The organism is Pseudomonas asiatica, assembly GCF_009932335.1.
In the GTDB taxonomy this organism is placed as follows: Bacteria; Pseudomonadota; Gammaproteobacteria; order Pseudomonadales; family Pseudomonadaceae; genus Aquipseudomonas; species Aquipseudomonas asiatica.
In genome coordinates, this window is sequence record NZ_BLJF01000002.1 from 268,476 (window position 1) to 293,507 (window position 25,032).

The following is a 25,032-nucleotide window of genomic DNA, read 5'->3' on the forward strand; positions in this document are numbered from 1 at the left end:
GCAGATGTCGCTTACAGCCCGTTACGCGCCTTGAACTCGCGGCGACGGCGGTGCAGTACCGGCTCGGTATAGCCGTTCGGCTGCTTGCCACCTTCCACCACCAGTTCTACCGCCGCCTGGAACGCGACGTTGTCGTCGAAGTTCGGTGCCATCGGGCGGTACAGAGGGTCGCTGGCGTTCTGCTGGTCCACCACCACGGCCATGCGCTTGAGGCTTTCCAGCACCTGCTCCTGGCTGACCACGCCATGGCGCAGCCAGTTGGCCAGCAGCTGGGCCGAGATGCGCAGGGTGGCGCGGTCTTCCATCAGGCCGACGTTGTTGATGTCCGGCACCTTCGAGCAACCTACGCCCTGGTCGATCCAGCGCACCACGTAGCCGAGGATGCCCTGAGCGTTGTTGTCCAGTTCGTTGCGGATCTCTTCGGCCGACCAGTTGGTGTCGGCGGCCAGCGGGATGGTGAGGATGTCATCCACCGACGCGGGTGTGCGCGAAGCCAGTTCACGCTGACGCGCCTGTACGTCCACCTTGTGGTAGTGCAGGGCATGCAGGGTGGCTGCAGTCGGCGACGGCACCCAGGCGGTGTTGGCGCCAGCCAACGGGTGGGCGATCTTCTGCTCGAGCATGGCTGCCATCAGATCGGGCATGGCCCACATGCCTTTGCCGATCTGCGCACGGCCTTGCAGGCCGGTGGCCAGGCCAACGTCGACGTTGTTGTTCTCGTAGGCACCGATCCACTTCTCGTTTTTCATGGCGCCCTTGCGCACCACGGCGCCGGCTTCCATCGAGGTGTGGATTTCATCGCCGGTGCGATCGAGGAAGCCGGTGTTGATGAACACCACGCGCTCGGCTGCGGCCTTGATGCACGACTTGAGGTTGACCGTGGTACGGCGCTCCTCGTCCATGATGCCGACCTTGACGGTATTGCGCTTCATGCCCAGCAGGTCTTCGACCTGGCTGAAGATTTCGGCGGCGAAGGCTACTTCCTCCGGGCCGTGCATCTTCGGCTTGACGATGTACACGCTGCCGGTGCGGGTGTTCTTGCGGCTGGTGTTGCCATTGAGGTTGTGCAGGGCGATCAGGTTGGTGAACAGGCCGTCCTGAATACCTTCGGGGATTTCGTTGCCTTGGGCGTCGAGGATCGCCGGGTTGGTCATCAGGTGGCCAACGTTGCGCACGAACAGCAGCGAACGGCCATGCAGGGTCACGCTACCGCCGTTGGGCGCGGCGTACTCGCGGTCCGGGTTCATGGTGCGGGTGAAGGTTTTGCCACCCTTGCTAACGCTTTCTGCCAGGTCGCCTTTCATCAGGCCCAGCCAGTTGCGGTAGACGATCACCTTGTCGTCGGCGTCAACGGCTGCAACCGAGTCTTCGCAGTCCATGATGGTGGTCAGCGCCGATTCCATCAGGATGTCTTTCACGCCGGCGGCGTCGGTGCTGCCGACCGGGGTGCTGGCGTCGACCTGGATTTCGAAGTGCAGGCCGTTGTGCTTGAGCAGCACGGCGGTCGGCGCAGCGGCATCGCCATGGAAGCCGATCAGCTGGGCATCGTCACGCAGGCCGCTGTTGCTGCCGCCTTTCAGGGCAACTACCAGCTTGCCGCCTTCGATGCGGTAGCCGGTGGAGTCGACGTGCGAGCCGGCCGCCAGTGGCGCGGCTTCGTCGAGGAAGGCGCGGGCGAAGGCGATGACCTTGTCGCCACGTACCTTGTTGTAGCCCTGGCCTTTCTCGGCGCCGCCTTCATCGCTGATGGCATCGGTGCCATACAGCGCGTCGTACAGCGAACCCCAACGGGCGTTGGCGGCGTTCAGGGCGAAGCGGGCGTTCATCACCGGTACGACCAGCTGCGGGCCGGCCATGTGGGCGATTTCTTCGTCCACGTTCTGGGTGGTTGCCTGGAAATCGTCGGCTTGTGGCAGCAGGTAGCCGATTTCCTGGAGGAATGCTTTGTAGGCTACGGCGTCGTGGGCCTGGCCTTTGCGTGCCTGGTGCCAGGCGTCGATCTTGGCTTGCAGCTCGTCGCGCTTGGCGAGCAGGGCTTTGTTCTTTGGAGCGAGGTCATTGATGATCTTCTCTGCACCGGCCCAGAACTGCTCGGCGACGATGCCGGTCCCTGGGATGGCTTCGTTGTTCACGAAGTCGTACAGGACCTTGGCGACCTGAAGGCCACCGACTTGAACGTATCCAGTCATTGCTTGCCTCACTCTGCTCAGCTATTTCGCTCTTCTGTATTAAGCCTGTAGCGCTTCTCTAAACACGGCACCAGTGCATGCCCCCGAGTAAACCCCGAGCGCGGCTGGGTGCGGCCTGCCAGACCGGCTGGCAGACAGTGTGCGTATTTTCACAGGCGCCTTGGCAGACATCCAAACGACGTTTTGTAGTCCGCGCCACGGGATACTACATGAAGCAGTAGGCGGGGCAAAATCAGACTAAAAGCGCCGTTATGCGACCCGTTGGTCGCGTATGGTCACGCTGGGAGTGAGTATGTTCGCAAAAAACAGGTGGATTGTTCCAGATAAATCTTGAAACAGTACACGATTCGTTGTGCGGATTGCCCTGCGGCAGGTTGCCGCGCCTTGCCTATACTGAGTCGATCCCCCGATTTTCTGCCGCACGGCGCGGTCCGACACGAGGAAGGGCTTGTGGATCATCTTGTACTGACTGTGATTGCCCCTGACAAGGCCGGCCAGGTCGAGCGCATTGCCCAGTGCATCGCCGACCACAGTGGCAACTGGCTGGAAAGCCGCATGTCGCGCATGGCCGGGCAGTTTGCCGGCATCCTGCGGGTGGCGGTGCCGGCGGAAAACTACGACGAGCTGGTGGCTTCGCTGCAGGGGTTGGTCCGATATGACATTCGCGTGCTGATCGCCGAGAGTGGCATCGAGCCTTCGTGTACCTGGAAACCGATTGCCATGGAGCTGGTAGGGAATGACCGGCCGGGGATCGTGCGTGATATCACCCGTTTGCTGGCTGAATTGCAGGTGAACGTCGAGCGGTTTTCAACAGAAGTGCGGCCGGCGCCGATGAGCAGCGAGCCGTTGTTTCATGCAGATGCGTTGTTGGCTTTGCCGCTGACTCTACCGCTCGAAGAACTGCAGCAGCGACTGGAGAGTCTGGCGGATGACTTGATGGTGGAGTTGAAGCTGCGGCCGGAGGATTGATCCGAGATTGCCGGGGCCGCTTCGCGGCCCATCGCGACACAAGGCCGCTCCTACAAGGGTTACGCGTTCCCCTGTAGGAGCGGCCTTGTGTCGCGATGGGCTGCAAAGCAGCCCCCTGCGGTTATCCCGATATCACGGGGAAGGCCCTGTGGATAACCTGGGGGTTCCCCTCTCCAGCCCAGGCCGCGCGCGCCTTACACGGCTTTGATCAAAAAACACCCAAAAATCAGCAGCTTGTGCACAAAGCACGGGGACGAGGGTGTGGATAACCTTTGGAGATGTCTCTGCAGGCCATGAACTACAGGGGCCGCAGAGTTGTGATCATTTTTTGATCAGCTGCGCTTGCGCAAACTGACCCACGCATCGACGCTGTAAATCGCCAAACCCGCCCAGATGAACATGAACGCCACCAAGGTGCTCGGCGACAAATGCTCATCGAACAGCAGCACCGCCTGCAGCAGCACCAGGGTCGGCGCCAGGTACTGCAGGAAGCCCAGCGTGGTGTACGGCAAGTGCCGCGCAGCAGCGTTGAAGCACACCAGCGGCACCAGTGTCACCGGCCCCGCAGCCATCAGCCACAACGCTTCGCTGCTGGTGTAGAACGCGCCTTGGGCACTTGTCGCCGCCGGATGCAGCAATAGCCAGCCAAGCGCCAGCGGTACCAGCATCCAGGTTTCCACCACCAGGCCCGGCAGCGCCGCCACCGGTGCCTGCTTGCGAATCAGCCCGTAGAAGCCGAAGCTCAGCGCCAGTACCAGCGACACCCACGGCAGGCTGCCCACCTGCCACACCTGCTGAGCCACACCCACCGCGGCCATGGCCACGGCCAGCCACTGAAGCCGACGCAGGCGCTCGCCAAGAATCAGCATGCCCAGCAGCACGTTGATCAGCGGGTTGATGTAGTAACCCAGGCTGGCCTCGAGCATGCGCCCGTTGTTCACCGACCATACGTAGGTCAGCCAATTGCCGGCGATCAGCGCCCCGCTCAGGGCCAGGATGCCCAACCGGCGCGGGTTGTCACGCAGTTCACGCCACCAGCCGGGGTGTTTCCACACCAGTAGCAACAGCGAGCCGAACAGTGCCGACCACAGCACCCGGTGGACAATGATCTCCACCGCCGGAACGCTCTGGATTGCCTTGAAGTACAGGGGGAAAAGACCCCAGATGATGTAGGCGCTGAGGCCCAGTAGGTACCCGCGACGCGGGTTTGCGGCGTGCATGCAGAATCCTTGCTTAGGTAGCTAAATAAAGCGACGCCTATTGTAGACAGAGGCGGGCGTGCTTCTAGAACAATTTCAGCGGCGCTTCATCCAGTGCGGCCATTTGCTCGCGCAGGGCGAGGATCTGGTCTCCCCAGTAGCGTGGCTGGCCGAACCAGGGGAAGCTCGGCGGAAATGCCGGATCGTCCCAGCGCCGCGCCAGCCAGGCGCTGTAGTGCAACTGGCGCAGGGCGCGCAGGGGCTCGATCAGGGCCAGCTCGCGCGGGTCGAAGTCGTGGAACTCGTTGTAGCCGTCGATCAGTTCGGCCAGTTGCCCCAGGCGCTCCTCGCGGCTGCCGGCCAGCATCATCCACAAGTCCTGCACCGCCGGGCCCATGCGGCAGTCGTCGAGGTCGACCACGTGGTACACCTCGTCGCGGTGCATAAGGTTGCCGGGGTGCAGGTCGCCATGCAGGCGGATGAGCTTGTGCGGGGTGCGGGCATAGATGTCCTCCACTCGCTTGAGCAGGTCGCGGGCCACCGATTCGAACGCCGGCAGCAGTTCGCGAGGGACGAAATCGCCTTCCAGCAGGGTATTCAGCGAGGCGTGGCCGAAGTTGTCCACAGCCAGCGCTTCGCGGTGCTCGAACGGTTTGCTGGCACCCACGGCATGCAGGCGGCCGAGCAACTGGCCAAGACGGTAGAGCTGGTCGAGGTTACCCGGCTCTGGCGCGTGGCCGCCGCGGCGGGGGAACAGGGTGAAGCGGAAGCCCTGGTGTTCGAACAGGGTGCGGCCGTCGTGCTGCAGCGGGGCGACCACCGGCACTTCGCATTGGGCCAGTTCGGCAGTGAAGCTGTGCTCTTCGAGGATGGCCGCGTCGCTCCAGCGGCCTGGGCGGTAGAACTTGGCGATCAGCGGTTGCGCGCCCTCGATGCCCACCTGGTAGACGCGGTTTTCGTAGCTGTTCAGCGCCAGCACCCGGGCATCGCTGAGAAAGCCCAGGCTTTCCACGGCGTCCAGGACCAGGTCGGGGGTGAGGGTATCGAAGGGGTGGGACATGGGGGCTCCGGGGATAGGCGGCGTGGGGACCATGGTAACGCGTTATGCCTGTACCGGCCTCTTCGCGGGTAAACCCGCGAACCGCGCAAAGCGCGGCCAGGCTATGCAGGAATCCCAAGCAATACATAAGAGGGATGAAATTGAACCCGCACCGAACTGCCTGCTGCCACCCGCTGCCCAGCCAACCAATCCGTCTCGGCAAACGCACACAACGTCTGCCCATTCCCCAACGCCAACCGGACCTCACCAGGCCCATCAGCCTCCGCCAGCACCTCCTCCACCGTCGCCCGTAGGCAATTGCTATCCGCTTCGGCCTGTTCCTCGTCGGCCAGCAACCTCACCCACCCCGCCTTGAGCAGCGCCACTACCGTCGTCCCCAGCGTCAGTTCCAGCCGTGCGGTGCTGTCGTGGGTGATCAACGCCTCGATCTCCAACCCTCCGCCCAACGCCAGGCTGACGCGATCATGCCGTCCCTCGCGGCGCAGGCCGCTGACCTGGCCCTGCAACTGGTTGCGCGCGCTGGTACGCAGCATCAGCCGGCCGAGCAGGTCGAGGTCGCTGGACTCTTCGGCCGCTTCGAGGATTTGCGCCTGAAGGGCCTGCAGCCTCTGGTACAGGCGCAGCACCCGCTGGCCTTCCGGCGACAGACGGGCACCACCGCCACCACGCCCGCCGGTACTGCGCTCGACAAGGGGCTGGCTGGCCAGGTTGTTGAGTTCGTCGATGGCGTCCCAGGCGGCCTTGTAGCTGATGCCCGCAGCCTTGGCGGCGCGGGTGATCGAACCTTCTTCGGCAATGTACTGCAGCAGCGCGATGCGTTGGGGGCGGCGAGCGATGTGCTGGGTAAGGTGGGGGGGCAGGGGCATGGGCATTCGGTCTTGTGGGGGCCTGAGGGTGGATAGTGTGTAGGAGCGGCCTTGTGTCGCGAAAGGGGCGCGAAGCGGCCCCACGATTCATGCCTTGGCAAATATCGCTGGGGCTGCTGCGCAGCCCGATCGCGACACAGGGCCGCTCCTACACCGGGCAATTCGCGCTTGCTCATACATACCCCGGCTTGGGCGTACGCGCCAGGCAATACACATCCACCCGCCGCGCACCGGCCTTGCGCAGCACTTCGGCAACCGCTTGCGCGGTCGCACCGGTGGTCAACACGTCATCGACAATGGCGACATGCTTGCCCGTCAGCTTGCCCGTGACGGTAAACGCCTGGCGCAAGTTGCGTCGCCTGGCCTTGGCGTCCAGTTGTTGCTGCGCAGGTGTCTCCCGTGTGCGCAGCAGCAACCGCTCGTCGCAACGTACCCCCACGTGCGACGACAGCCAGCGCCCGAGCATCCCCGCCTGGTTGAACCCCCGCTCCCGTAGTCGACGTTTGGCCAAGGGTACAGGCAACAACAGGTCGGGGCGCGGCAGCCCTTCGGTAAAGCGGTGCAGCAGCCCATGCGCGAGCAATTCGGCCATCAGGCGCCCCAAGGGCCACTGGCGGTTGTGCTTGAAACGGCTGATCAGCGTGTCCACCGGAAAGCCGAAATGCCACAGTGCAAGCACCTGCTCGAAGGCCGGTGCGCGGCGCTGGCATTGAGCGCAAGTCAGGCCGGCTATCGGCAATGGCAGGGCGCAGCGCAGGCAATGATCGCCCAGCCAGGGCAGTTCCTGCTCGCAGGCGACGCACAGCGGGTAGGCCTGCTCGGCAGGTTCATCGCACAGCAAACACAATTGATTAATAAGTGAGCACTTGTAAACCAGTCTTTTCCAGTGTGGTTGACAGTTCATAGGCCTTCCATGACTATGCGAGCTATCCGTGATGCGCTGGCGGGCTTTCCTGTCCCGGCGCCTGCTTCAGCCTAAACAAGGAAACGCCAATGAGCGCCAGCACAACTGCAACAACACGTCACGACTGGTCCCTGGCCGAGGTCAAGGCGCTGTTCCAGCAACCGTTCAATGACCTGCTGTTCCAGGCGCAGACCGTGCACCGCGCGCATTTCGACCCGAACCGCGTGCAGGTTTCGACCCTGTTGTCGATCAAGACCGGCGCCTGCCCGGAAGATTGCAAATATTGTCCACAGTCCGGCCACTACAACACCGGGCTGGAAAAACAGAAGCTGATGGAAGTGCAGAAGGTGCTGGAAGAAGCCGCCCGCGCCAAAGCCATTGGTTCTACCCGCTTCTGCATGGGCGCGGCGTGGAAGCACCCGTCGGCCAAAGACATGCCCTACGTGCTGGAGATGGTCAAAGGCGTGAAGGCCATGGGCCTGGAAACCTGCATGACCCTCGGCAAGCTCGACCAGGAGCAGACCAAGGCCCTGGCTCAGGCCGGCCTGGACTACTACAACCACAACCTCGACACCTCGCCTGAGTTCTACGGCAGCATCATCACCACCCGCACCTACAGCGAGCGCCTGCAGACCCTGGCCTACGTGCGCGATGCCGGGATGAAGATCTGCTCCGGCGGCATCCTCGGCATGGGTGAGTCGCTGGACGACCGCGCCGGCCTGCTGATCCAGCTGGCCAACCTGCCCGAACACCCGGAGTCGGTTCCAATCAACATGCTGGTCAAGGTGGCCGGCACGCCGCTGGCCGAGGAAGAGGACGTCGACCCGTTCGACTTCATCCGCATGCTGGCCGTGGCCCGTATCCTCATGCCCAAGTCGCACGTGCGCCTGTCCGCCGGCCGCGAGCAGATGAACGAGCAGATGCAGGCCCTGGCCTTCATGGCTGGTGCCAACTCGATCTTCTACGGCGAAAAACTGCTGACCACCGCCAACCCGCAGGCCGACAAGGACATGCAGCTGTTCGCACGCCTGGGCATCAAGCCCGAAGCGCGTGAAGAGCACGCCGACGAAGTGCACCAGGCGGCCATCGAGCAGGCGCTGGTCGAGCAGCGCAGCAGCGAGATGTTCTACAACGCCGCGACAGCCTGAAATGGCCTTCGACTTGGCAGCGCGCCTGGCCGAACGGCGCGCCGCAGACCTGTATCGGCAGCGGCCATTGCTGGAAAGCCCGCAGGGGCCGGAAGTGGTGGTCGATGGCCAGTGTTTGCTGGCCTTCTGCAGCAATGACTACCTGGGCTTGGCCAACCACCCCGAGGTGATTGCCGCCTGGCAGGCCGGCGCCAAGCGCTGGGGTGTCGGTGGCGGTGCCTCGCACCTGGTGATCGGCCACAGTACGCCGCACCACCAGGTGGAAGAGGCCCTGGCCGAACTCACCGGGCGCCCGCGCGCGCTGCTGTTCTCCACCGGCTACATGGCCAACCTGGGCGCCATCACCGCGCTGGTGGGGCAGGGCGACACGGTGCTGCAGGACCGCCTGAACCACGCTTCGCTGCTGGATGGCGGGTTGCTCAGTGGTGCCCGTTTCAACCGCTACCTGCACAACGACCCGGCCAGCCTGGCCAGCCGCCTGGACAAGGCCGTAGGCAATACCCTGGTAGTGACCGATGGCGTGTTCAGCATGGACGGCGACCTGGCCGACCTGCCGGCGCTGGCCGATGTCGCCCGCGCTCGCGGTGCCTGGCTGATGGTTGACGATGCCCATGGCTTGGGCACCCTCGGCACCCGGGGCGGCGGTATCGTCGAGCACTTCGGCCTGGGCGTTGAGGATGTGCCGGTGTTGATCGGTACGCTGGGCAAGGCTTGTGGTACCGCCGGTGCCTTTGTGGCCGGCAGCGAAGAGCTGATCGAGGCGCTGGTGCAGTTCGCCCGCCCGTACATCTATACAACCAGCCAGCCACCGGCGCTGGCCTGCGCCACCCTCAAGAGCCTGGAATTGCTGCGCCGCGAAACCTGGCGCCGCGAGCACCTGGCCGCGCTGATCCGCCAGTTCCGTGAAGGTGCGCAGCAGATCGGCCTGGAATTGATGGACAGCCCGACGCCGATCCAGCCCATCGTCATCGGCGACAGCGCAAAGGCCCTGCGCCTGTCACGCATGCTGCGCGAGCGCGGCTTGCTGGTGACGGCCATCCGCCCGCCCACCGTGCCGGCGGGCAGCGCACGCCTGCGGGTGACATTGAGCGCCGCGCACAGCGGGGCGCAGGTGCAGCTATTGTTGAATGCATTGGCCGAGTGTTATCCACAGTTGGAGAGCGCCGATGCGTAATCGACTTGTTCTGTTGCCTGGCTGGGGCTTGGGCACTGCTTCCCTGGAGCCGCTGGCCGCCAGCCTGCGTGCCCAGGACGCCCGCCTGCAGGTAGAGCTGATGCCCTTGCCGGAACTGGCCCATAGCGATGTGCAGGCCTGGGTCGACCACCTCGACCGCAAGCTGCCGAGCGATGTCTGGCTGGGTGGCTGGTCGTTAGGCGGCATGCTGGCCAGCGCGCTGGCGCACAAGCGCGGCGACCATTGCTGCGGCCTGCTGACTCTGGCCAGCAACCCCAGTTTCGTGGCTCGCCCCGACTGGCCCCACGGCATGGCCGAAGACACTTTTGGCACGTTCCTCGACGGCTGCCGCAGCCATACCCAGGTCACCCTGAAGCGCTTCCGTACCTTGTGCAGTGACGGTGCCCTGCAACCGCGCACCCTGCTACGCCAACTGGGTGTCGGCGTACCGGACACCGACCCGCTGTACCTGGCCACCGGCCTTGAAGTGCTGGCCAAGCTGGACACCCGCGAAGCACTGCAGGCCTACGGAGGCCCGCAGTTGCACCTGTTCGCCGGCAGCGATGCGCTGGTGCCGGCAGAGGCGGCAAAGGCGCTGAGCGAGTTGCTGCCCGATGTGGAAGTGGGCCTGGTCGAAGAAAGCTCCCACGCGTTCCTGCTGGAATACCCGCAGGAACTGGCGGCGGGCATCAAGAGTTTCCTGCATGAGAGTGGCGATGACTGACCTTTCCCGTCCGACCCTGCCCGGCGCGCTGCCCGACAAGCGCCAGGTAGCGGCCTCGTTCTCCCGCGCCGCAGCCAGCTACGACAGCGTGGCAGCCTTGCAGCGTGCGGTGGGTTCGAGCTTGCTGGAGCAGTTGCCGGAAGGCCTGCAGCCGTCACGCTGGCTGGACCTGGGCAGCGGCACCGGTCATTTCAGCAGGGCGTTGGCCGAGCGGTTCACCCAGGCCAGCGGCGTTGCGGTGGATATCGCCGAAGGCATGTTGTGCCATGCCCGCAACGAACAGGGCGGGGCGCTCTATCACGTGGCCGGTGACGCCGAGCGTTTGCCGCTGCGTGATGCCAGTGTCGACCTGGTGTTTACCAGCCTGGCCGTGCAGTGGTGCGGCCAGTTCGCCAGCGTGCTGGCAGAAGCGCTGCGAGTGCTGCGCCCGGGCGGCGTGCTGGCCTTCAGCAGCCTGTGTGTGGGTACCCTCGATGAACTGCGCGCCAGTTGGCAGGCGGTGGATGGCCTAGTGCATGTGAACCGCTTCCGCCGTTTCGAGGACTATCAGCGCCTGTGCGCAGCCAGCGGCTTCGAACAGCTTGGTCTGCAGCGTTGTCCGCACGTGCTGCACTACCCGGATGTACGCAGCCTTACCCATGAACTCAAGGCTCTCGGCGCCCACAACCTGAACCCCGGCCGACCTTCCGGGCTTACCGGCCGGGCACGCATGCAGGGCCTGTTGCAGGCGTATGAGGCATTTCGCCAGCCCGAGGGGCTGCCAGCCACCTACCAGGTGGTCTATGGTGTGTTGCGCAAGCCACAGGCTTAAGGGGAGCGAGATGAGCCAGGCCTATTTCATTGCCGGTACCGATACCGATGTCGGCAAAACCACCATCGCTGCCGGCCTGCTGCATGCGGCACGGTTGCAGGGCATGAGCACGTTGGGAGCCAAGCCGGTGGCCTCCGGTTGCACGATGACGCCCAAAGGCTTGCGCAACAGCGACGCTCAGGCGCTGATCGATGAAAGCACGATCAAGATGCCCTACGAACAGGTCAACCCGTTTGCCTTCGAGCCTGCGATTGCGCCGCATGTGGCCGCACGTGAGGCAGGGGTGACGCTGGCCGTGTCGGACCTGCTGGCTGCGATGCGGAATGTGCTGCAACAAAATGCCGATTTCACCCTGATCGAGGGAGCCGGAGGCTGGCGCGTGCCGTTGTCGGGGCTGGAAAACCTGTCCGACCTTGCGGTGGCCCTGCGGCTGCCGGTGATTCTGGTGGTCGGGGTGCGGCTCGGCTGTATCAGCCATGCCTTGTTAAGCGCTGAGGCGATCGAGCGTGACGGGCTGCAACTGGCTGGATGGGTGGCGAACATCATCGAGCCGCGTACTTCGCGCCTGGAAGAGAACCTGGCCAGCCTGGCCGAGCGTTTGCCGGCGCCATGCCTGGGGCGGGTGCCCAAGTTGAAGCAGGCCAGTGCCGACATGGTTGCTGAACACCTTCAGCTGGATCTGCTGGATTAGCCGTTTCCAGGCTTGGCCCTTTCGCGGGCTTGCCCGCTCCCACAGGTACAGCGCAGGGTTCAGGTATCGCGCGGTCCCCTGTAGGAGCGGGCAAGCCCGCGAAGAGGCCGGTACAGGAATACCCAAGGCCTATCAAATGGCACGAGGCCATTAGGGATTTAAACGGGCCTTTTCGCCCCTGGCCTGCTTTAATGGGCCTGTTCGCCATCCAGCGTCAATGGAGTCCTGACATGGAAATCACCGGTAGCTCCGCCTATTACGCGGGCCTGAGCGCAATCCAGACCGGCCAGAACCGCGTCGATCAGGCTGCCAGCCAGATCGCCAGCACCACCGCCGAACGTAGCGCCACCAGCCAGTCCAGCGATTTTCAGGCCGAACGCCTGCGCGCGGTCGACCGCAGCCAGCAAATGGACCTGGCCACCAGCACCGTGCAGCTGGCCGTGGGCAAACTCGAAGTCGAGCTTGGCGCAAAGGTCGCCAAGGCTTCCGACGAAATGCTCGGCCGGATCATCGACACCTACGCCTGACACGGCGGCCTTTCCCGAACATAACGCTATCCCTGTGGGAGCGGGTTTACCCGCGAATGCGTCCGCCCGGAAACCTCTGTTTTCCGGGCTGGCCCATTCGCGGGTAAACCCGCTCCCACAGGGGGACTTATCATGGCTTGACGCTTTTGCCATTTTTCGTGGCGTAAATGGCACCATAGTCCATCCTTGACATAAGGCGGAGCTAAACGTAAGTTTCAAACAACTGTTTGATCGACGGCCGCCACGTGCTGGTCACCCCACAGAACTCACCTAGAGGTTCATCGCAATGCCTGATTACAAAGCCCCCTTGCGTGATATCCGCTTCGTTCGCGACGAGCTGCTCGGCTATGAGGCGCACTATCAGAGCCTGCCGGGTTGCCAGGACGCCACGCCCGACATGGTCGACGCGATCCTCGAAGAAGGCGCGAAGTTCTGTGAGCAGGTGCTGTCGCCGCTGAACCGCGTGGGTGACCAGGAGGGCTGCACCTGGAGCGAGTCGGGCGTTAAAACCCCGACCGGCTTCAAAGCGGCCTACGAACAGTTCGTAGAAGGCGGCTGGCCGAGCCTGGCGCATGACGTCGAGCACGGCGGCCAGGGCCTGCCGGAGTCGCTGGGCCTGGCGCTGAGCGAAATGGTCGGCGGTGCGAACTGGTCGTGGGGCATGTACCCGGGCCTGTCCCATGGCGCGATGAACACCATCTCTGCGCACGGCACCCCCGAGCAGCAGCACACCTACCTGACCAAGCTGGTATCCGGCGAGTGGACCGGTACCATGTGCCTGACCGAGCCGCACTGCGGTACCGACCTGGGCATGCTGCGCACCAAGGCCGAGCCACAGGCCGACGGCAGCTACAAGGTGTCGGGCACCAAGATCTTCATTTCGGCCGGTGAGCACGACATGGCCGACAACATCGTCCATATCGTCCTGGCCCGCCTGCCGGACGCACCGGCTGGCACCAAGGGCATCTCGCTGTTCATCGTGCCGAAGTTCCTGCCCAACGCCGAAGGCGGTGTGGGCGAGCGCAACGGCGTGAGCTGCGGCTCGATCGAACACAAGATGGGTATCCACGGCAACGCCACCTGCGTGATGAACTTCGACGGCGCTACCGGCTACCTGATCGGCCCGGCTAACAAAGGTCTGAACTGCATGTTCACCTTCATGAACACCGCTCGCCTGGGTACCGCGCTGCAAGGCCTGGCCCACGCCGAAGTCGCGTTCCAGGGTGGCCTGAAGTACGCCCGTGAGCGCCTGCAGATGCGCTCCCTGACTGGCCCGAAAGCACCGGACAAGGCTGCTGACCCGATCATCGTCCACCCGGACGTGCGTCGCATGCTGCTGACCATGAAGGCCTTCGCCGAAGGCAACCGCGCGATGGTGTACTTCACTGCCAAGCAGGTGGACATCGTCAAGTACAGCCAGGATGAAGAAGAGCGCAAGAAGGCCGATGCCCTGCTGGCGTTCCTGACCCCGATCGCCAAGGCGTTCATGACCGAGGTCGGCTTCGAAGCCGCCAACCATGGCGTGCAGATCTACGGTGGCCACGGCTTCATCGCCGAATGGGGCATGGAGCAGAACGTACGGGACAGCCGCATTTCCATGTTGTACGAAGGCACCACCGGCATCCAGGCCCTGGACCTGCTCGGCCGCAAGGTGCTGATGACCCAAGGCGAAGCGCTGAAGGGCTTCACCAAGATCGTGCACAAGTTCTGCCAGGCGCAGGAAGGCAACGAAGCGGTCAAGGAGTTCGTCGAACCGCTGGCGGCGCTGAACAAGGAATGGGGCGAGCTGACCATGAAAGTGGGTATGGCCGCCATGAAGGACCGCGAAGAAGTGGGTGCGGCCTCGGTCGATTACCTGATGTATTCCGGCTACGCCTGCCTGGCCTACTTCTGGGCTGACATCGCCCGCCTGGCGGCGGAGAAACTGGCTGCCGGCACCAGCGAAGAAGCCTTCTACACCGCCAAGTTGCAGACCGCGCGCTTCTACTTCCAGCGCATCCTGCCGCGTACCCGTACCCATGTGGCGACCATGCTGTCGGGTGCCAACAACCTGATGGCGATGGACGAAGAACACTTCGGCCTGTCGTACTGATCCTGCCGCTGTACACGAAACCCGTCTGCCTTCACCGGCAGGCGGGTTTTTTCATTCTGCGGCCTGATGCCTATCTCTTTGTAGGAGCAGCCTTGTGCTGCGAAGAGGCCATAGCTGCCACAGAAAATCTTTTGTCATTGCGGCCTTTTCGCAGCACAAGGCTGCTCCTACAAGGAAAAGCGTCTGATTCGATATTCAACTGTTCATGTGCACTGCCGATGAAGTAAGGGCACAATGCCACCATTGATCTGCCGGGTTGGAGATTACCCTTGTTTCGTTTTAACGCTGTTCGCGCGAGTCACTTCCTGCCTTCGCTGATTCTTTTGCTGGCAGGACTCGCCGCGGCCTATGTGAGAGACCTCAGTGTCTTTTTCACATCGCTGTTCAACGTCCTGCCCACCTTGGTCCTGCTGCTGGGTGGCGCCTACTGTGCGGTGTACCGTCGCCAGCGCGAGCTGTTCCTGATGCTCACGGTGTACATCGCCTACTACCTGCTCGACACCCAGACCGACTTCTACCGTGACCATGGCCGCGTTCGCGAGGACGCGGCGGTGATCTTCCACCTCGTGTGCCTGCTGCTACCCGCCCTGTTCGGGCTGTATGGTGCCTGGCAGGAGCGCACCCACCTGCTGCAGGACCTGGTCGCCCGTGGCGCCGTGCTGTTCGCCGTGGGTAGCGTGGCGGTGGCCCTGGAGCAAAGCTACCCCCAAGCACTACTGACCTGGTTGGCGGAAATCCGCTGGCCAACCTTGCATGGCCAGTGGATGAGCCTGATCCAGATGGTCTATCCGCTGTTCCTCGGCGTGTTCATCCTGCTGGTGGTGCAATACCTGCGTGCACCACGGCCGCTGCACGCTGCGCAGGTGATGGGCCTGCTGGGCATCTTCTGGATGTTGCCGCAAACCTTCATCCTGCCGTTTACCCTGAACATCATGTGCAGCCAGGTCATGCTGATGATCGCCGCAGCGGTGGCGCACGAGGCCTACCAGATGGCTTTCCGCGACGAACTGACCGGCCTGCCGGGGCGCCGTGCGCTGAACGAGCGCATGCAGCGCCTGGGACGCAACTATGTGATCGCCATGACCGATGTCGACCACTTCAAGAAATTCAACGACACCCACGGCCACGATGTCGGCGACCAGGTGCTGCGCCTGGTTGCCAGCCGCCTGTCCAAGGTTACCGGGGGGGGCCGTGCCTACCGCTATGGCGGCGAGGAGTTCGCTCTGGTGTTTGCCGGCAAGACCGCCGAGGAATGCGTGCCCCATGTTGAAGCCGTGCGCGAAATGATCGCCAACTACGTGATGCACCTGCGCGACCAGCACAACCGCCCGCAGGACGATACCGCCGGGCGCCAGCGGCGGGCGGGCAGCAGTGGGGGTACGGTTTCGGTCACCATCAGCATCGGTGTGGCGGAGCGCCAGGCCGATCATCGTAACCCCGAAGCGGTGCTGAAATCCGCTGACCAGGCGCTGTACAGCGCCAAGGGCGCAGGGCGCAATTGTGTCATGGTACATGGGCAACAAGCGCAGCGAGGGGCGGTGCGCACGGCGTGACCGAGTTAGACTATACGGTCTATTGATGACCCTATGTCTCGTAAAAGTTGTTCGGTTACACTGGCTGCAACCCAGTGTCGCGGTTCCCCGAGACCGCTCCGACCCGACTAGCGAGAGGTTGTCATGGCTGAATATAAAGCGCCCCTGCGCGACATGCGCTTCGTACTGAATGAAGTCTTCAACGTGGCCGAGCAGTGGGCGCAGTTGCCCGGGTTGGCCGAGGTTGTCGATGCCGACACAGCCATGGCCGTGCTGGAAGAAGCCGGCAAGGTCACCGCCAAGTCCATCGCACCGCTCAGCCGTGCCGCCGACGAAGAGGGCTGTCACTGGGAAAACGGCGCAGTAAGTACCCCAGCCGGTTTCATCGAGGCGTACAAAACCTACGCCGAAGGCGGTTGGGTGGGTGTGGGTGGCGACCCGCTGTTCGGCGGTATGGGCATGCCCAAGGTCATCTCGGCCCAGGTCGAGGAAATGGTCAACGCCTCCAGCCTGTCCTTCGGCCTGTACCCGATGCTGACTGCTGGCGCCTGTCTGTCGATCAACGCCCACGCCAGTGAAGCGCTGAAGGAAAAGTACCTGCCAAACATGTACGCCGGCGTGTGGGCCGGCTCCATGTGCCTGACCGAGCCGCACGCCGGTACCGATCTGGGCATCATCCGCACCAAGGCCGAGCCCCAGGCCGACGGCAGCTACAAGGTCAGCGGCACCAAGATCTTCATCACCGGCGGCGAGCACGACCTGACCGAGAACATCATCCACCTGGTGCTGGCCAAGCTGCCGGACGCACCAGCGGGGCCGAAAGGCATTTCGCTGTTCCTGGTGCCGAAGTTCCTGGTCAATGAAGACGGCAGCCTGGGGGCGCGCAACCCGGCCACCTGCGGCTCGATCGAGCACAAGATGGGTATCCAGGCCTCGGCCACCTGCGTGATGAACTTCGATCAAGCGGTCGGCTATATCGTCGGTGAGCCGAACAAGGGCCTGGCGGCCATGTTCACCATGATGAACTACGAGCGCCTTGGCGTTGGTATCCAGGGCCTGGCCTCGGCCGAGCGCTCCTACCAGAATGCCGTGGAGTACGCCCGCGACCGCCTGCAGAGCCGCGCCCCGACCGGGCCACAAGCCAAGGACAAGGCCGCTGACCCGATCATCGTCCACCCGGACGTGCGCCGCATGCTGTTGACCATGAAGGCGCTGATCGAGGGTGGCCGTGCCTTCTCCAGCTATGTGGCCATGCAGCTGGACAGTGCCAAGTTCAGCGAAGACACCGCCGTGCGCAAGCGCAGCGAAGAACTGGTGGCACTGCTGACGCCGGTTGCCAAGGCCTTCCTCACCGACCTGGGCCTGGAGTGCGCGGTGCACGGCCAGCAGGTGTTCGGCGGGCATGGCTACATTCGCGAATGGGGGCAGGAGCAACTGGTGCGCGATGTGCGTATCACGCAGATCTACGAAGGCACCAACGGCATCCAGGCCCTCGACCTGATGGGGCGCAAGGTGGTGGCCAGTGGCGGGGCGTACTACCGGCTGTTCTCCGACGAGATTCGCCAGTTCATTGCCAGCGCAGGTAGCGAGCTGGATGAATTTGCCAAGCCGTTGGGTGCCTGTCTCGATCAGCTCGACGGGCTGACCGAGTGGGTGCTGGAACAGGCCAAGGGCAACCCGAACGAAATCGGAGCGGCTTCGGTCGAGTACCTGCATGCCTTTGGTTATGTCGCCTATGCCTACATGTGGGCATTGATGGCGCGGGCGGCGAAGGCGGGTGAAGGGGATGAGGCGTTCTATACGGGCAAGCTGGGTACGGCGCGGTTCTACTTTGCGCGGTTGCTGCCGCGGGTGGACTCGCTGGTGGCTTCGGTGAAGGCGGGGAGTGAGTCGTTGTACCTGCTGGATGCCGAACAGTTCTGACAGATTTGGGGGCTGCTTTGCAGCCCATCGCGACACAAGGCCGCTCCCACAGGTACCGTGCAAGCTCGAATGGCTATGCGTTCCCCTGTGGGAGCGGCCTTGTGTCGCGATGGGCCGCAAAGCGGCCCCTGTCGTGTAAGCCTTTTCCTACACAACGTGGTGACTTTTCACCACTGTTCTCAGATTGGATCCACGGTTATTCTTTACCACATGGACGTTGCGCAGGAAGCGCAAAGGACAGATCAAGGATGACGACGAAGGACACCTGCCAGGATGGCGGGGCGATACGGATGTCACAGGGAAACAGTCTGGAAAACCCCGCTTCGGCGGGGTTTTCTTTGTGCGCGTGTTTTTTCAGCCCAGCACATCCAGCGGTGATGCACCCAACAGGCGGGCGTCCGTCTCTTCCTCCAGCAGCGTGCGCAGCAGCTCCACAGATGCCTGCTGGCGTTGGGCATCGCGGAACACCAAGCCAACCTTCAGCGGTACCCGTGGCTCGCTCAATGGCTTCCACAGCAGCCCCTGGTCATCCTCGGCGGCCTCCTTGGCCCGCCCCGGCAGGATGGTGGCCAGCGCGGTATGGGCCAGGCTGTCGAGAATCCCCGCCATGTTGTTCATCTCTGCCTGCACCTGCGGCCGACGCCCCTGGCTGGCCAGTTGCGCCTGCCAGATCTGGCGGATCTGGAATTCCTCGCCCAGCATCAGCATGGGCAGCTCGGCGGCCTGGCGAATGGACACCTTCTTGAAGTCCTTTAGCGGGTGGGTAGCGGGGATGACCAGTTGCAGTTCATCTTCATAGAGCAGCAGACCATGCAGCCCCGGCTGGCGTGGCGGCAGGTAACTGATACCGATGTCCAGGCTGCCATTGAGCAAGCGCCGTTCGATCTCCAGCCCTGACAATTCGTAGATCTGCACCACCAGGTGCGGCTGTGCCCTGCGCAGGCGTTCAAGCAGCTGCGGCACCAGGCTCGGCCGCACGGTCTGCAGCACGCCGATGGCCAAGGTACGCAGCGACTGGCCCTTGAAGTTGCGCATGGCCTCGTGGGCGCGCTGCAGGCCGTCGAGCAACGGCAGGGCGTGGTTGTACAGGGTGTGGGCGGCCAGAGTCGGCAGCAGGCGCTTGTTGCTGCGTTCGAACAGGCTCAGGTCGAGGCTGTGCTCCAGCTGGCGTATCTGCTGGGAAAGCGCTGGCTGGGACAGCGACAGGCGCTCGGCGGCGCGGCCCACGTGGCCTTCTTCATACACCGCGACGAAATAACGCAGTTGGCGGAAATCCATAAGTGATACTTATCGAAAATGCTGGAAAAACGAAATGGTCGAAACCCCTCGCGAGGCCTAGTCTATCGCCGTATTCCAAAGGGTTACAGCGATGAATCGATCGATTGTTACCCCGGATGAAAAACACTTTTGATAGGCAAGGCAAAATATCGAGTGCCGCACCCAAGCCGCACCGTGACCGCCCCTGTCGTGATTGGTTGGAGCCCTGATGAACCTGTTCAACCTGCGCCGCCCGGCCCCTGCCGCCGTCGCCGAGCCCAAGCGTGCGCCGGTGATCGCGCCGGAAGCGCCGCAGCTGTCGCGTGAGCGCCTGATGCCCAGCACCGAACGCGCAGCGCAGGTATTCGTGCGTGGCCAGGGCTCCTGGTTGTGGGACAACGAAGGGCATGCCTACCTGGACTTCACCCAGGGTGGTGCAGTCAACAGCCTGGGCCACAGCCCCAGTGTGCTGGCGAAGGCGCTGGGCAGCCAGGCCCAGGCGTTGATCAACCCGGGCTCGGGCTTCCACAGCCGTGGCCTGCTGGGGCTGGTCAACCGCCTGTGCCAGAGCACCGGCAGCGACCAGGCCTACCTGCTCAACAGCGGTGCCGAAGCCTGCGAAGGCGCGATCAAGCTGGCGCGCAAGTGGGGCCAGCTGCACCGCAACGGCGCCTATCACATCATCACCGCCACCCAGGCCTGCCATGGCCGCAGCCTGGGCGCGTTGTCAGCGTCCGACCCGCTGCCCTGCAACCGCTGCGAACCGGGCCTGCCTGGCTTCAGCAAGGTGCCATTCAACGACTTGGCGGCGCTGCACGCCGAGGTGGACTCGCGCACCGTGGCGATCATGCTCGAGCCGATCCAAGGTGAGGCGGGTGTCATCCCGGCCACGCAGGAATACCTAAAGGGTGTGGAAACGCTGTGCCGCGAACTGGGCATCCTGCTGATCCTCGACGAGGTGCAGACCGGCATTGGCCGCTGTGGCGCGCTGCTGGCCGAGGAAACCTACGGCGTGCGCGCCGATATCATCACGCTGGGCAAGGGTTTGGGCGGTGGTGTGCCGCTGGCGGCCTTGCTGGCCCGGGGCACGGCGTGCTGCGCCGAGCCTGGCGAACTGGAAGGCAGCCACCATGGCAACGCGCTGATGTGCGCTGCCGGCCTGGCCGTGCTGGATACCGTGCTGGAGCCTGGCTTCTTCACCCAGGTGCGGGACAACGGCCGCCACCTGCGTGAAGGCCTGAGCCGGCTGGCCGGGCGCTATGGCCAGGGCGAAGTGCGCGGGCAAGGCCTGCTGTGGGCCCTGCAGATGAAAGAAAACCTGGCCCGCCAGCTGGTGGCGGCTGCCTTGCACGAAGGCCTGTTGCTCAACGCACCGCAGGCGGATGTGGTGCGTTTTTCGCCAGCGCTGACCGTGAGCAAGGGCAACATCGACGAAATGCTGCTGCGCCTTGCCCGTGCCTTTGCCCGCCTGCATGCCCAGCAGCAGGCCCGCCGCGAAATGCCAGCCTAGCGGCCTGGTGACATCGAGAATTCTACGAACCGTCTGGCGTTCCTGCGCATCGCCCTTGGCCTGTTTCATTCGGCCCGGGGCGTTTTTTTTTGCCTGTTGAACCTCTGTGGCGGGCGGCTAGTCTCTGATGTAACCCCTTCAGGAGAGACTCGCATGGACTTTATACGCATCATCATCGCCATCATCCTGCCGCCGCTGGGCGTTTTCCTGCAGGTGGGGTTTGGCGGGGCGTTCTGGCTGAATATCTTGCTTACCTTGCTGGGGTACATTCCGGGGATCGTGCATGCGGTGTACATCATCGCCAAGCGCTGAGATTTTTGGGGCTGCTTTGCAGCCCATCGCGACACAAGGCCGCTCCTACAGGTACAGCGCCACATTCGGGCTTGTGCGATCCCTGTAGGAGCGGCCTTGTGTCGCGATGGGCCGCAAAGCGGCCCCAGAATCTCAGCCCCCCAACACCCGGCAATAGAATTTCCATTCTTCTTCCAGCGCATGCGCCAGGTTTTCCGCCTTGCGGAACCCGTGCCGCTCCCCCGCGTAGAAGTGCCCTTCAGCCTCGATCCCGTTAGCCTGCAGTGCCGCCAGCATCGACCGCGTCTGCTCCGGCACCACCACCGCATCCAGTTCGCCCTGGAAGAAAATCACCGGTACCTTGATCTGCCCCGCATGCAGCAGCGGCGTACGCTGGCGATAGCGCTCGGCATCCTGCAGCGGGTCGCCAATCAGCCAGTCCAGGTAGTCCCCTTCGAACTTGTGGGTGGCCCGGCCCAGGGCAACCGGGTCGCTGACCCCGTACAGGCTGGCACCGGCTCGGAACACATCATGGAACGCCAGGGCGCATAGGGTGGTGTAGCCGCCCGCACTACCGCCGCGGATGAACGCCTTGCGGCTGTCGATCAGCCCACGTCCGGCCAGGTAATCCACCGCCGCGCAAGCATCGGCCACATCGCTTTCGCCCCAGCGCAGGTGCAGGGCCTGGCGGTATTCACGGCCATAGCCGGTGCTGCCCCGGTAGTTCAGGTCGGCGACGGCGAAGCCGCGTTGGGTCCAGTACTGGATTCGCGGGTCGAGCACGGGATAACAGGCCGAGGTCGGGCCGCCATGGATGAACACCACCAGCGGTGCGGCTCCTTGCGACCGGGCTGCCGGGTAGAAGAAACCGTGGGCGCGATGACCGTCACTGCCGTAGTGGATCGACTGCGGCAGGCTGATATGCCTTGCCGGCAGCACTTCGGTGCCACCAGCCAATACGCTGACCTCGTGGTCGTTGCGGGCGATGGCGATGACCGCCGGCGGGCTGATCGGCGAGGCGGCAATGGCATACAGGTGTTCGGCATCCATGGCCAGGCTGCGAAAGCGCGTGTAGGCGCTGGCGAAACGCTCCAGTCGGCCATCGGCAGTGCGCAGGCCCAGTTGCCCGAAGCCGTCTTCGAACCAGCTGGCCAGATAGCTTCGCGGTCCCAGCGCCAACCAGGTACTGGCGCCCAGTTGCCAGGGGGCTGCGGCGTGGTCCGCCGGTTCGGCAGGCAGGGCCTGCCAACGGCCATCGACCTCGCCCCAGGGTTGCCAGAAGCCATTGCGGTCGGACAGGCAGTAAAGTCGGCCTTCGCCATCGAAGCGTGGTTGCTGTAGCGATTCGTCGGCGCCAGCCACACATTGCGCGGGCCCCCAGTGGCCACTTGCATCACGTATGCGGCACATCAGCCTGGTGATGGTCCAGGGTTGTGCCGGGCGGTCCCATTCGACCCACGCCAGGCGCTGGCCGTCGATACTTACCGTAGGCGATGCATAGAAGTCGGCCCCCTCGGCGAGCACTTCGCGGGCTTGTTCACCCAGGGCGACCAAGCGATGCTCGACCCGTTCGCCATGCTGCTCCTCGACCGCCAGCACCAGGCCGTCCTGCCACTGCACATCGCCGTAGCGGCAGCTGGCATCATCGGTCATGGCGCGCGGTGCTGCGCCTTCCAGGGCCTGGGTATAGACCTGCTGGTCCTTTTCGTTGACGAACAGCAGCCCATCGCCGCCCAGGCAAAAGCTGCCACCGCCGTATTCGTAAACCCGGCTACGCACACTGAAGCCATCGGGGGTCAGGCAGCGGGCCTGCTGGTGCTGCCAGTGCCAGATGCGACAGGCACCATCGGCCGGGCGAAACTCGTTCCAGAACAGCCCCGCAGCGCTGACCTTGAGTTCGGCGAAGTCGGTGCCGGCCGCAACAGCCTGGGCCGCGCTGAACTCAGCCGCGGACGATGACACGGGAGTTTCGTTCATTGCGGAAGGTCATCTGTTCAATGGTGAGCTGGGCGCTTTCCGCCTCCTCGCGGGCCTTGAGGATGATGCCGTGGTCGGCCGACTTGGCGCACACCGGGTCGGCGTTGCTGGCATCGCCGGTGAGCATGAAGGCCTGGCAGCGGCAGCCGCCGAAGTCCTTTTCCTTCTCGTCGCAGGAACGGCAGGGTTCGGGCATCCACTCATAGCCACGGAAGCGGTTGAAGCCGAACGAGTCGTACCAGATGTGGTGCAGGTCGTGGTCGCGCACGTTGGGGAACTGCACCGGCAGCTGGCGCGCGCCGTGGCAGGGCAGGGCAGTGCCGTCCGGGGTGATGGTGAGGAACAGGCTGCCCCAGCCATTCATGCAGGCCTTGGGGCGCTCCTCGTAGTAGTCCGGTGTGACGAAGATCAGCTTGCACGGGTTGCCCTCGGCCTTGAGCTTTTCCCGATACTCGTTGGTAATGCGTTCGGCCCGTTCCAGCTGCGCGCGGGTTGGCAGCAGGCCCAGCCGGTTGAGGTGGGCCCAGCCGTAGAACTGGCAGGTGGCAAGCTCGACGAAGTCGGCTTCCAGGGCGATGCACAGCTCGATGATGCGGTCGATCTTGTCGATGTTGTGCCGGTGGGTGACGAAGTTGAGCACCATCGGGTAGCCATGGGCCTTCACCGCACGGGCCATTTCCAGCTTTTGCGCAAAGGCCTTCTTCGAGCCGGCCAGCAGATTGTTGACCTGCTCGTCACTGGCCTGGAAGCTGATCTGGATATGGTCCAGGCCGGCCTTCTTGAAGTCGGCGATGCGCGCCTCGGTCAGGCCGATGCCCGAGGTGATCAGGTTGGTGTAGTAGCCCAGCCGGCGGGCCTCGCCGATCAGTTCGGCGAGGTCCTGACGTACCAGCGGTTCTCCGCCGGAGAAACCGATTTGCGCGGCACCCATTTCCCGGGCTTCGGCCATCACCTTGAACCACTGTGCGGTACTCAGCTCCTGGCCCTGGGCTGCGAAGTCCAGTGGGTTGGAGCAGTACGGGCACTGCAGCGGGCAACGGTAGGTCAGCTCGGCCAGCAGCCACAGCGGCAGGCCGACTGCGGGCGTGGGCGGTAACTCAGGCGAGGACGATCCAGTGTTCGGCACGGGCCACCTCCATGAACTGCTCGATGTCATCGGCCACTTCCGGGACACCGGGGAACTGTTGTTCGAGTTCGCTGATGATCGCGGCAACGTCGCGTTGGCCGTCGATCAGGCCACCGATCAGGGCCGCGCTGTCGTTGAGCTTGATCATGCCCTCGGGGTACAGCAGCACATGGCCCTTTTGCGCCGGCTCGTACTGGAAGCGGTAGCCGGGGCGCCAGGCTGGCACTTGATTACGGTCGAAACTCATAGGGTGATCCCTTTGTGCCACACCCGTTCCTGGGTGACGGAATGATAGGGCGGGCGGTTCAGCTCGTAGGCCATGCTCATGGCGTCGAGCATGCTCCAGAGAATATCCAGCTTGAACTGCAGTATCTCCAGCATACGCTCCTGGCCCGCGCGGGTGGTGTAGTGCTGCAAGGTAATCGCCAGGCCATGCTCCACGTCACGCCGGGCCTGGCCCAGGCGGGTGCGGAAGTATTCGTAGCCGGCCGGGTCGATCCACGGGTAGTGCTGCGGCCAGCTGTCCAGGCGCGACTGGTGGATCTGCGGGGCGAACAGTTCGGTCAACGAGCTGCTGGCCGCTTCCTGCCAACTGGCCCGGCGGGCGAAGTTGACGTAGGCGTCCACGGCAAAGCGCACACCGGGCAGTACCAGCTCCTGGGAGCGCAGCTGGTCCGGGTCCAGGCCCACGGCCTGGCCCAGGCGCAGCCAGGCTTCGATACCACCGTCCTCGCCGGGCGCGCCATCGTGGTCGAGCAGGCGCTGGATCCACTCGCGGCGTACTTCGCGGTCCGGGCAGTTGGCCAGGATCGCGGCATCCTTCATCGGGATGTTGACCTGGTAGTAGAAGCGGTTGGCTACCCAGCCCTGGATCTGTTCGCGGGTGGCGCGACCCTGGTACATCGCCACGTGGTACGGGTGATGAATGTGATAGTAGGCGCCCTTGGCGCGCAGGGCCTGCTCGAATTCGGCAGGGGACATTGGCAGTGCGTCGCTCATTCGGCTGGCTCCTGTAAAGCTGAGTCTCGGCTCACCTCGCCCCCTGTGGGAGCGGGCGTGCCC

General features: G+C 63.9%; 22 protein-coding genes. 12 read left to right on the forward strand and 10 right to left on the reverse strand.

Annotation, left to right across the window (positions count from 1 at the left end):
• Positions 1–11 precede the first annotated feature (11 nt).
• The gene (locus GYA95_RS20585) at positions 12–2,189 is read right to left on the reverse strand and encodes a malate synthase G (RefSeq protein ID WP_015268691.1); all 2,178 of its coding nucleotides are present in this window, start codon (positions 2,187–2,189) and stop codon (positions 12–14) included.
• A 450-nt stretch (positions 2,190–2,639) separates the two neighbouring features.
• Here GYA95_RS20585 and GYA95_RS20590 point away from each other — a divergent pair, with 450 nt between their 5' ends.
• Positions 2,640–3,158, forward strand: coding sequence for a glycine cleavage system transcriptional repressor (locus GYA95_RS20590; RefSeq protein WP_013970551.1), 519 nt, complete (start codon positions 2,640–2,642; stop codon positions 3,156–3,158).
• 332 nt (positions 3,159–3,490) lie between these two features.
• Here GYA95_RS20590 and rarD read toward each other — a convergent pair whose 3' ends face one another.
• From rarD to GYA95_RS20610, 4 genes are all read right to left on the reverse strand, one after another.
• A complete protein-coding gene (gene rarD / locus GYA95_RS20595) occupies positions 3,491–4,378 on the reverse strand; it encodes an EamA family transporter RarD (protein ID WP_015268692.1) in 888 nt (295 codons plus the stop codon).
• A 64-nt stretch (positions 4,379–4,442) separates the two neighbouring features.
• Positions 4,443–5,417, reverse strand: coding sequence for a serine/threonine protein kinase (locus GYA95_RS20600; RefSeq protein WP_015268693.1), 975 nt, complete (start codon positions 5,415–5,417; stop codon positions 4,443–4,445).
• Positions 5,418–5,518: 101 nt separating this feature from the next.
• Positions 5,519–6,283 carry a TOBE domain-containing protein gene (locus GYA95_RS20605; protein ID WP_015268694.1) on the reverse strand — a complete coding sequence of 255 codons (765 nt, stop codon included), beginning with the start codon at positions 6,281–6,283 and terminating at the stop codon, positions 5,519–5,521.
• A gap of 172 nt (positions 6,284–6,455) precedes the next feature.
• Positions 6,456–7,187 carry a ComF family protein gene (locus GYA95_RS20610; RefSeq protein WP_015268695.1) on the reverse strand — a complete coding sequence of 244 codons (732 nt, stop codon included), beginning with the start codon at positions 7,185–7,187 and terminating at the stop codon, positions 6,456–6,458.
• Positions 7,188–7,276: 89 nt separating this feature from the next.
• Here GYA95_RS20610 and bioB point away from each other — a divergent pair, with 89 nt between their 5' ends.
• The 9 genes from bioB (at position 7,277) to GYA95_RS20655 (ending at position 17,809) form a co-directional block, all read left to right on the forward strand.
• A complete protein-coding gene (gene bioB, locus GYA95_RS20615) occupies positions 7,277–8,335 on the forward strand; it encodes a biotin synthase BioB (RefSeq protein WP_013970556.1) in 1,059 nt (352 codons plus the stop codon).
• Between the two features lies 1 nt (position 8,336).
• Complete coding sequence (bioF, locus tag GYA95_RS20620) at positions 8,337–9,509, forward strand: 8-amino-7-oxononanoate synthase (RefSeq protein WP_015268697.1); 1,173 nt, start codon at positions 8,337–8,339, stop codon at positions 9,507–9,509.
• Positions 9,502–10,233: an alpha/beta fold hydrolase gene (locus GYA95_RS20625; RefSeq protein WP_015268698.1), complete on the forward strand. Its 732-nt coding sequence runs from the start codon at positions 9,502–9,504 to the stop codon at positions 10,231–10,233. Before bioF ends, GYA95_RS20625 begins: the two co-directional genes overlap by 8 nt.
• Positions 10,226–11,044, forward strand: a complete 819-nt coding sequence (gene bioC / locus GYA95_RS20630; RefSeq protein ID WP_015268699.1) for a malonyl-ACP O-methyltransferase BioC — start codon at positions 10,226–10,228, stop codon at positions 11,042–11,044. Before GYA95_RS20625 ends, bioC begins: the two co-directional genes overlap by 8 nt.
• Positions 11,045–11,054: 10 nt before the next feature.
• Positions 11,055–11,735, forward strand: a complete 681-nt coding sequence (bioD, locus tag GYA95_RS20635; protein WP_015268700.1) for a dethiobiotin synthase — start codon at positions 11,055–11,057, stop codon at positions 11,733–11,735.
• A 230-nt stretch (positions 11,736–11,965) separates the two neighbouring features.
• Entirely contained in the window at positions 11,966–12,262 is a 297-nt protein-coding gene (locus GYA95_RS20640; protein ID WP_003258614.1) for a hypothetical protein, read from the forward strand.
• 286 nt (positions 12,263–12,548) lie between these two features.
• On the forward strand, positions 12,549–14,354 hold the full coding sequence (locus GYA95_RS20645; protein WP_015268701.1) for a phenylacyl-CoA dehydrogenase: 1,806 nt from the start codon (positions 12,549–12,551) through the stop codon (positions 14,352–14,354).
• Positions 14,355–14,623: 269 nt separating this feature from the next.
• Positions 14,624–15,907: a GGDEF domain-containing protein gene (locus GYA95_RS20650; protein ID WP_039613233.1), complete on the forward strand. Its 1,284-nt coding sequence runs from the start codon at positions 14,624–14,626 to the stop codon at positions 15,905–15,907.
• 123 nt (positions 15,908–16,030) lie between these two features.
• A complete protein-coding gene (locus tag GYA95_RS20655; RefSeq protein ID WP_015268703.1) occupies positions 16,031–17,809 on the forward strand; it encodes an acyl-CoA dehydrogenase C-terminal domain-containing protein in 1,779 nt (592 codons plus the stop codon).
• A 354-nt stretch (positions 17,810–18,163) separates the two neighbouring features.
• Here the strand turns inward: GYA95_RS20655 and GYA95_RS20660 are convergent, their stop codons facing one another.
• Entirely contained in the window at positions 18,164–19,087 is a 924-nt protein-coding gene (locus GYA95_RS20660; RefSeq protein WP_004375209.1) for a LysR family transcriptional regulator, read from the reverse strand.
• Positions 19,088–19,295: 208 nt separating this feature from the next.
• On the opposite strand from GYA95_RS20660, the gene GYA95_RS20665 reads away from it, so the two are divergent.
• Positions 19,296–20,576: an aspartate aminotransferase family protein gene (locus GYA95_RS20665; RefSeq protein WP_015268704.1), complete on the forward strand. Its 1,281-nt coding sequence runs from the start codon at positions 19,296–19,298 to the stop codon at positions 20,574–20,576.
• A 153-nt stretch (positions 20,577–20,729) separates the two neighbouring features.
• A complete protein-coding gene (locus GYA95_RS20670; RefSeq protein ID WP_009681539.1) occupies positions 20,730–20,888 on the forward strand; it encodes a YqaE/Pmp3 family membrane protein in 159 nt (52 codons plus the stop codon).
• A gap of 132 nt (positions 20,889–21,020) precedes the next feature.
• Here the strand turns inward: GYA95_RS20670 and GYA95_RS20675 are convergent, their stop codons facing one another.
• From GYA95_RS20675 to pqqC, 4 genes are read right to left on the reverse strand one after another with little or no spacing between them, the layout of a single operon-like run.
• On the reverse strand, positions 21,021–22,844 hold the full coding sequence (locus GYA95_RS20675) for a S9 family peptidase (protein ID WP_043935245.1): 1,824 nt from the start codon (positions 22,842–22,844) through the stop codon (positions 21,021–21,023).
• On the reverse strand, positions 22,810–23,970 hold the full coding sequence (gene pqqE, locus GYA95_RS20680) for a pyrroloquinoline quinone biosynthesis protein PqqE (protein WP_015268706.1): 1,161 nt from the start codon (positions 23,968–23,970) through the stop codon (positions 22,810–22,812). Before pqqE ends, GYA95_RS20675 begins: the two co-directional genes overlap by 35 nt.
• Positions 23,942–24,217, reverse strand: coding sequence for a pyrroloquinoline quinone biosynthesis peptide chaperone PqqD (gene pqqD / locus GYA95_RS20685; RefSeq protein ID WP_004375207.1), 276 nt, complete (start codon positions 24,215–24,217; stop codon positions 23,942–23,944). Before pqqD ends, pqqE begins: the two co-directional genes overlap by 29 nt.
• A complete protein-coding gene (gene pqqC / locus GYA95_RS20690; RefSeq protein ID WP_003255592.1) occupies positions 24,214–24,969 on the reverse strand; it encodes a pyrroloquinoline-quinone synthase PqqC in 756 nt (251 codons plus the stop codon). The genes pqqD and pqqC overlap by 4 nt, the downstream gene beginning before the upstream one ends.
• Positions 24,970–25,032: the final 63 nt, after the last annotated feature.